7 protein-coding genes are annotated in these 8,786 nt (G+C 29.9%); 5 read left to right on the top strand and 2 right to left on the bottom strand.

The genetic code is table 11. The features are described 5' to 3' along the window. The 5 genes from WBG30_RS05090 to WBG30_RS05110 all read left to right on the top strand — a co-directional run. Positions 1-429, top strand: a 429-nt coding sequence (locus tag WBG30_RS05090) for an NAD(P)H-dependent oxidoreductase subunit E (protein ID WP_424503563.1), incomplete at its 5' end; no start/stop codon positions are given. Next, positions 422-1,684 (top strand): complex I 51 kDa subunit family protein, encoded by a 1,263-nt coding sequence (locus WBG30_RS05095; RefSeq protein ID WP_424503564.1) that lies wholly within the window; start codon positions 422-424, stop codon positions 1,682-1,684. The genes WBG30_RS05090 and WBG30_RS05095, both read left to right, overlap by 8 nt. Before the next feature lie 40 nt (positions 1,685-1,724). Continuing rightward, positions 1,725-3,440 (top strand): NADH-dependent [FeFe] hydrogenase, group A6, encoded by a 1,716-nt coding sequence (locus WBG30_RS05100; RefSeq protein WP_424503565.1) that lies wholly within the window; start codon positions 1,725-1,727, stop codon positions 3,438-3,440. Positions 3,441-3,597: 157 nt separating this feature from the next. Further along, positions 3,598-5,187, top strand: coding sequence for an AAA family ATPase (locus WBG30_RS05105; RefSeq protein WP_424503566.1), 1,590 nt, complete (start codon positions 3,598-3,600; stop codon positions 5,185-5,187). Continuing rightward, complete coding sequence (locus WBG30_RS05110) at positions 5,184-6,773, top strand: VWA domain-containing protein (RefSeq protein WP_424503567.1); 1,590 nt, start codon at positions 5,184-5,186, stop codon at positions 6,771-6,773. The genes WBG30_RS05105 and WBG30_RS05110 overlap by 4 nt, the downstream gene beginning before the upstream one ends. A gap of 80 nt (positions 6,774-6,853) precedes the next feature. On the opposite strand, the gene WBG30_RS05115 is transcribed toward WBG30_RS05110, so the two are convergent. Further along, the gene (locus tag WBG30_RS05115) at positions 6,854-7,489 is read right to left on the bottom strand and encodes an HAD-IA family hydrolase (RefSeq protein ID WP_424503568.1); all 636 of its coding nucleotides are present in this window, start codon (positions 7,487-7,489) and stop codon (positions 6,854-6,856) included. 98 nt (positions 7,490-7,587) lie between these two features. Then, positions 7,588-8,786, bottom strand: a 1,199-nt coding sequence (locus WBG30_RS05120; protein ID WP_424503569.1) for an NCS2 family permease, incomplete at its 5' end; no start/stop codon positions are given.

The raw sequence follows: 8,786 nt of genomic DNA on the forward strand, positions 1-8,786 counted from the left end.
AAAGACACTTCTTTAATACCTATATTACAGGAAGTTCAAAAACTTAACGAAGAAAAATATATTTCTGAAGAGATGGCCAAATATGTAGCTATTGAAATGAAAATTTCTAAAACTAGAATCTATGAAGTAATAACATTTTTTTCTGAATTAAATGATAAGCCTAAAGGAAAATATTTCATACAACTTTGTAACAGTACAGTCTGTGAAATAACGGATAAAGAAAGTATTGAAAAAGCTTTGGTAAGTGAACTTGGTATTCAAGTAGGGCAAACATCTCAAGATAAGATGTTTACATTAGAATATACACCTTGTTTTGGTGCTTGTGATGTTTCACCAGCTATGAGAGTCAATAAAGTAGTCTATGGAAACTTAACAGAAAGTAAGATAAAAAGCATAGTTAGCAAATTAAGAGGTGATATTCATGAATAGAACTCAAAGAGTAATTACTGAAAATTTTAACACATATAAAGTAGAAGAAATCGATAAATATATTGAAAATGGAGGATTTCAAGGATTAAAAAATGCCTTGAAAAAAGGAAAAGATTTCATAATCGATGAATTAAACACCTCTGGATTACGTGGAAGAGGAGGAGCAGCATATCCTACAGGTAAAAAATGGAATGGTGGAAGAAAAAATCACGCTGATATAAAATATGTCCTTTGTAATGCAGATGAAGGAGAACCAGCAACTTTTAAAGACAGAGAGTTATTGGTTAAAGACCCGTATAAGGTAATCGAAGGATTAGCTATTTCTGGATATACATTTGGAGCTAAAGAAGGTTTTATCTATATAAGAGAAGAGTATGAATTTTTACATAGTAAGATAAGAAAAGCTATAAAATTAGCAGAAGAAAATGGATATCTAGGAGAAAACATATTAGGTACAGGATTTAATTTTACTATAAAAGTATTTTCAGGTGCTGGGGCATATGTATGTGGTGAAGGATCAGCTTTAATAGAATCTATGGAAGGTAAAGCTGGTAGACCTAGAATGAAACCGCCAAGAATAGGTGTTGTAGGATATATGGGGAAACCAACTCAATCTAACAACGTTGAAACATTAGCAATAGTTGCTACCGTTTTAAAAATGGGAGCTTCTAATTATGCAAAATATGGAACAGAAAAAAGTATAGGAACTAAGATGATCAGTCTTTGCGGAAATGTAAAGAAACCTGGAACATACGAGATCCCTTTTGGAATGAGCCTAAGAGAAATAATATATGATATTGGTGGAGGGATTGTAGGAGATAAAGATGTTAAATTCTTACAACTAGGTGGAGTCTCAGGACCATTAATGCCTAAACAATACCTCGATACAAGATATACTTATGAAGATTTAGAAGCAAAAGGATTTGGGATTGGATCAGGAGCTATTTTAGTAGCCGATGAGACTAAAAGTGTTATCAAATTTTTAGAATCAGTTAGTTATTTCTTCTTCCATGAATCTTGCGGTAAATGTACTCCATGTAGAGAAGGAAAAAGACAGATGAAAAAATTAATAGATAAAATGTCTAAAGGAACTGCAACAACTAAAGACTTAAAAAATATAGAAAAAATCTCTAGAATAATGACAGATGCATCTTTCTGTGGACTGGGACAAACAGCAGCTACTGCAATGCTGACAGCTATAAAATATTTTTCACCAGAACTTTGTAGTTCGATAGATGAAATGAAGGCATTATAAATTTACATTAAGTTAATAATAAACCAAGGGGGTCTAATAAGTGGTAAACCTTATTATAGATAATAAAGAAGTTCAAGTACCAAAAGGTACTACAATACTAGAAGCAGCCAAAAAAATACATATCAAAATACCTAGTTTGTGTCACCATCCTGATCAAACTGTAAAAGGAAATTGTAGAATATGTTTAGTTGAAAATGAATGGGGTAAATTAGTCGCATCTTGTTCTACAAAAGTATCTGAAGGAATGAAGATAAAAACTAATACAAAATTTGTAAGAGATACCCAAAAAGGTGTTTTAGAATTAATATTAGCAAATCACAATCAGGATTGTCTTAAATGTGATAGAAATGGTAACTGTGAATTACAAGACCTATGTGAGAGATTTAATATTTCAAACAATAGTTTAGATGAAAATATAGTAGAAGCCCATGAGATAGATGACTTTAACTGTTCTATCGTTAGAGATTATTCTAAATGTATAAAATGTGGAAGATGTGCTGAGGTCTGTAAAGAAGTACAAAATGTAGATGTTTTAGCTGCTGCTAATAGAGGAGCTGAATTTGAATTTATTCCTAGATTCGATAGAAAATTACATGAAACAGAGTGTGTATTCTGTGGTCAATGTATAAAGGTCTGTCCAGTTGGAGCAATCTATGAAAAATCTAGTATAGATCAAGTATTGACCGCTATAGATGATGATAAATTACATGTAATAGTTCAAATAGCACCTGCAGTAAGAGTAAGTGTAGGAGAGTTATTTAATTTAGAACCTGGAAGTATTAAAGAAGGTCAAATAGTATCAAGTCTTAAAAGAATAGGATTTGACAAGGTGTTTGATACTAACTTCACTGCAGATTTAACTATCATTGAAGAAGGTTATGAATTAATTGGTAGAATTAAAAATGGTGGAAAATTACCTATGATTACATCATGTAGTCCTGGTTGGATAAATTATGTAGAAGGACATGGAGAAGACTTATTAGAACATTTATCTACATGTAAATCTCCTCAACAAATGTTCGGAGCTGTTTCTAAGACTTATTATGCAGAAAAATTAGGTATTCACGCCTCTAAAATATTTACCGTTTCAATAATGCCATGTACAGCAAAGAAATTTGAGGCTAATAGAAAAGAGATGAATTCATATGGATTCCCAGATGTAGATGCTGTATTAACAACTAGAGAACTAGGAAAATTAATAAAATCTCAAGGAATAGATTTTGCTAATATTGAAGAAGAAGCATTTGATGCTCCATTTGGAATAGCATCAGGAGCAGGAGCAATATTTGGAGCTAGTGGTGGAGTAATGGAAGCTGCTCTTAGAAGTGTCTATGAAATACTTACTGAAGAAGAGTTAAAAGAAATAGAATTTAAAGCAGTAAGAGGTATGCAAGGAATAAAAGAAGCTACTGTAAACATAAATGGCAGCGATGTAAAAGTTGCAGTTGCTCATGGATTAGGAAATGCTAAAATAATCATGGAAGAAATCAGAACCGGAAAATCAGAATATACATTCGTTGAAATAATGGGTTGTATTGGTGGATGTATCGGTGGCGGAGGACAGCCAATAGAAAAAACTAAAGAAACAAAACAAAAAAGAATGGATGCACTATATAAGATAGATAGTAATAAAGAATATAGATCTTCTCATAAAAATCCAACTATAACTAAATTATATGAAGATTTCCTAGGAGAACCTAATGGACATAAAGCTCATGTTCTTCTACATACAACATATAAAGCTAGAAAATTTTAATATTTCAATTTAACATATTTTAGATAAATCAAAATTAAAACAGGAGAGTATCTCCTGTTTTTTTATTGCTATAAATAGATTTTTTTTGATAAAATTTACAAATCCAACTATTCATAGTATAATACTTTACAAATAAAGTAAAGAATAGAGGTGCAACATGAAAAACAAAATAAAAAAATTATTAAAAGTGTTAAACAGAGGATTAATTGAGAGGGAAGAAGTTATAAAAGCTTGCCTATTAACTTTAATGACAGGAGAAAATATGGTTATTATTGGTCCCCCTGGAACTGCTAAATCAGAAGTTGCTAGAAGAATCTCAGATATATTCTCAGAAAATGAATATTTTGAATATCTATTAACTAAATTTACTACTCCTGAAGAAATATTTGGTCCTATCTCTTTAAAAGAATTAGAAAATGATGTATTTAAAAGAAATACCAAAGGATACCTTCCTACATCGAAAATAGGGTTTTTGGATGAAATTTTTAAAGCTAATTCTTCCATCTTAAATTCCCTCCTAACCATCATCAATGAAGGGATCTATCACAACGGTTCTATTAGAGAAAAGGCGAGCACAAGGAGCATTGTAGGAGCCTCTAATGAACTTCCTACCAAGGATTTAGAGCTCTATGCCCTCTACGACCGTTTTTTAACTAAAGTTCAAATAGATTATGTAACAGATCCTAGTTTACTTTTCTTAAATAACACTGTTTATGAAGGAATAGATGAGAATTTGAAATTTTCAACTATGGAATTTGATGAAATCTGGGAAAAAAGTAAAAATATATCAATTGCCCCTGGGGTATTATCTAAGATTTTAAAAATAAAAAACAAAATTGAACTTCTCACAACAGATTCTCTTTTCCCCGAAAACATTTCAGATAGAAAATTGATGAAATTAGTTAAACTGCTAAAAACAGCAGCTTATACTTCTGGGAAAAACAAAGTTGAAGTTATTGATCTCCTTCTTTTAAAGCACACTCTTTGGAATAATTTTGAAAATTTTTCTTCCATAGTAAGTATTTTAGAGGAAGAATTACTAGATATAAACTCTGAAAGAATTGATCTTTCTAATAAAATCTATAAAAGATGGGAAGAAATATTTGATGAAAAATTTAAAATTCAAGAAAAAAACACCAATAATGAACTACTCTATTATGATATAGACAAAAATAAAGTTACTATCACTAATGGAGAAATACACCTCCAAGATTCACAAGAAAATTTCTTGTTTTTTAAGGGACATAGAGAATATGTTACAGCTTCATTTTCCCAGAGTGAATGGAATTTAGGTTTTATAGAAACTGGGTATAAGTTAAAAGATGAAAAAAAGATCTGGTACTATGAATCTTCTGCAACTAAGGTCACTTCTTCTCCAGAACAAATTTTAGAAGGATGGAAACCTCTTTCTATTAATGGAGACCTCCCACCTGTAATTATCGATGATTTTGACGAATTTTTAGAAAAAAAAGATAAAGATATAGTCAATATTGAAAACTTAGTTGATTTTAAAAACATAAAATCAAATTTGGAAACCGAAATAATATCTCTTCAAAATTATATTCAAAAACTAAACGAAACAAAATTTGTACTCCTACAAACAAAAGAAAATATTTGGATCAATTACTCTGAAAAAAGTGAGTTATTAAAAAAACTAGAGAAATTTAGAAAAGTTACGGAAAATTTAGAAAAAAAATATTCTATTCTCTTCAACAAAATAATTGTTTTGTTAGGAGACAACCTATGAACATATTTACCACTAAGATCATAAAAGATTTTACATTTATGGAGCCTATTTGGATAAATTACCCCGAAACAAAAGAAATCAGGGTAAAAATTGCTAAAAATATTTGGGAGTTTTTATACTATGAGGAGAAAACCTATAAAGAAATAACTTCAATACCTTTGGAAAAAAGTATAAAACTCCTCCTACCATTTAAAGAGTTTACTCAAAACAACTCTACTTTAACCTCTAAAATTGTAAGTGATTTTTTCTTAAAATTAAGAGAAAATTGGAATAGTATGACACCTATAAAAGATATAAAAAAAGATGTTGAAGATCTCACAATGAGAAGTATTCCTATAAATAAATTTGGAATAGATAAACTCCAAACAAAACTCAAACAATTAAAAAGAAAAAAACAACTCTATAAACATGAGGAAAGCAATCTAATAAAACAACAAAAAAAACTTGATAAAAATGAATTTGATCTCTTAAAAAGTCTTCTTCAATCTTATAAAAATTCTACAGACAATAAAGAAAGTCATTTAAAAGCTGATCTTACTTTAAAAGAAATAGAAAAACATAAGAAAAGTTGGGCAAAGCTTCAAAAAACAATGGAAAATTATTTAATTAATTATTATAATCAATTAAAAATTTCAAGAGAGCTTTTTCATGATCCTAATCTAATCCCTGGATTAGGGTGGGATTTAGGAAAGGGAAAATTGTCTCAAAATGATCTAAATAAATTTCTCCAAATAAGTCAGTCTCTAAAAAATAAACCAGAACTCATTACTTTAATCAAACAATTAGGAAGAAGTTCCAGTCATAAACATAGAATTAAAACTCACGGAACAAGTAAAGATAGCCCTATATATATTGAAAATAAAAAAAACTCTCCTAAAGAACTCTTAGGTATTAATCAAGGATCTGATCTTTCAAGAATTTTGCCTTCTGAGTTAGTTAATTTAAAAAATAAAACCTTGAAAAACATCTTTTATTCTAGATTATTAGAAAAAAAACTGTTTCAATATCAACTTTCTGGAGAAAGTGACAAAGATGAAATTACAGGAAAAGTTAATTTAAGGGAGGAGAAGGGTCCTATTATAGCGTGTATCGACACCTCTAGCAGTATGGAGGGTATTCCAGAAGAAATAAGTAAGGGTGTCATTATCGAGCTATATAATGTGTGTAAGAAGGAAAAAAGAAAGCTATACCTTATAATATTTAGTAGTACTGATGAATTAATAGAAGTCGAGATCACAAAAAAAACTAACTTTTCTATTTTAATAAAGTTTTTACAGAAAGGATTTTTTGGGGGAACAGATTATAATTCTCCATTAAAAAAAGCTATAAATCTAATTGAAAAAAATAAATACTCTCTGGCTGATATTTTAATGATTACAGATGGTTTGTCCAAAATAGATGACCCTTTTTTAGAATATTTAAACACAAAACGAGATTCTTTAAATTTTAAAATCTATACACTAGCTATTAGCCATCGTATAGAGAAAGATTCTTATAGTGACAAAATAATTAATTACAAGATAGAGTTAACCAATCGTAGATGGGTAGAAAAATTTAATACTATTCATCGAGGAAAAAATATTTGATATGTAAATAAATTTAACTTCTCGAGAATAGATCCAACAAAAAAAGATGACTTTTGTATATAAAGTCATCTTTTTTTATTCTAGACCAACGTTTTAGCTATTTCTATAAGACTCTTTGGATCCTCTATAAAATAATCAGGGTTATACTTTTTTAAATTAGAAGTGGTATTAAAACCCCATCCTACAGAAATAATAGGCACTCCTACTTTTTTACATGCCTCTATATCACGTGTTTCATCTCCTACATATATTATTTTATCTAGTTTTTCCATATTTATCATCTTTTTTATAGCTTTATCTTTTCCAAATACATTTTTTTCTGAATAAATAAATTCAAATAAATTTCTTAATTCGTAATGCTTCAAAAAAGTATCTACATTTTTATTGTTATTAGAAGTCAATACTCCCATCTTATATCCCATTTTATGCAGTGATATTAAGGCTTCTTTTATCCCATCTATAAGAGGAATCTCATCCATTTTTTTTGCCATTAATTTTTTTAGTCGATATAAAAGAATCGAAAATTTAATTAGATTAATATCATGTTCTTTTAACAGTTTATAGATGTGTTTTCCCCTTAAATCCTCCATTTCACCTTTTTCTATTTTTTTACATCTGAGTTTTTTTGCTATATGGTTATTATATAAATCTATACCCATATGTAAAGAATCTGCTATGGTCCCGTCAAAATCGAATACGAACATAGTTTTTTTCATAATCAACCCCCCCTCTATTTCATAACATAATTATACCACAAAAAAAAAGCAGTTTCAAAAGAGAATCTCCTCTGAAACTGCCATCTATTAAATTAAATTTATTTACTTAATAATTCTACTAAAGATAAAGCAACAATTATCCACATAGTTGGTTTTACAGTTTTGGTATTTCCTGACAAGATTTCTATAACTGCATATGAAATAAATCCAAATGTAATTCCTATACTAATACTGTATGTTAAAGGCATTAAAATTATTGTTAAAAATGCTGGGATAGCAATCTCTATCTTCTGAAGATCAATGTCTATAAGGTTCTTAAACATGTATATTCCTACAATAATTAGTGCTGGTGCTGTAGCAAATGCTGGTACTATTCCTATTACTGGGGTAAAGAACATTGCTAAGAAAAATAGGGTTGCTGTTGTAGCAGATGTAAGTCCTGTCCTTCCACCTTGAGCAATCCCTGAAGCCGATTCTACAAATGTAGTGGTAGTACTTGTCCCTAATAATGACCCTATTACAGTGGCTGCTGCATCGGCTTCTAATATCTTACTAATATTTTCAATCTTTCCATTTTCATCAATCATCTCAGCTTCATTTGCACAAGCTACAATAGTTCCAACTGAGTCAAATAAGTCTACAAACATAAATGAAAATATTGGCCCAATCATAGTAACTTTTAAAGCTCCTAATATATCTAATTTAAAAGCAATTGGTGCTATACTTGGAGGAGTAGACATTATTCCACTTGGTAATTCTACATATCCCAAAATCATTCCTAATATAGTTGTTATAACTATTCCTATTAATATTCCACCTTTTACCTGTTTTATCTCTAATCCACCCATAATTACAAGCCCTATCAACCCTAAGATTACAGTGGGAGTCAGTGGTCCTAACCCTACTAATGTTGCGGGATTAGCTATAATTAACCCTAAGTTTTGCATTCCAATAAATGCAATAAATAATCCGATACCTGCTCCTACAGCTAGTCTAAGTTGAATAGGTATGGCATCTATTATTTTTTCTCTAAATCCAGTCATAGTAAGTATTAAAAAGGCTATTCCCGATATAAATACTACTCCTAAGGCTACATTCCAAGTTGCACCCATTCCAAATACCAAGGTATAGGTAAAGAATGCATTTAATCCCATTCCAGGTGCCATAGCTAACGGTGCATTAACCCATAGAGCTGTTATCATAGTTCCTATAAAGGCTGCCAAACAAGTAACTGTAATCAGTGCTCCTTTATCCATTCCAGTTTCGCCGAGTATTCCTGGATTAACAAAGATAATAT

The organism is Psychrilyobacter sp. (genome assembly GCF_049671765.1).
Classification (GTDB): domain Bacteria; phylum Fusobacteriota; class Fusobacteriia; order Fusobacteriales; family Fusobacteriaceae; genus Psychrilyobacter.

Coding starts and splice junctions, on each gene's coding strand:
- WBG30_RS05095 (WP_424503564.1), top strand. CDS start 422: ATGAATAGAACTCAAAGAGTAATTACTGAAAATTTTAACACATATAAA.
- WBG30_RS05105 (WP_424503566.1), top strand. CDS start 3,598: ATGAAAAACAAAATAAAAAAATTATTAAAAGTGTTAAACAGAGGATTA.
- WBG30_RS05110 (WP_424503567.1), top strand. CDS start 5,184: ATGAACATATTTACCACTAAGATCATAAAAGATTTTACATTTATGGAG.
- WBG30_RS05115 (WP_424503568.1), bottom strand. CDS start 7,489: ATGAAAAAAACTATGTTCGTATTCGATTTTGACGGGACCATAGCAGAT.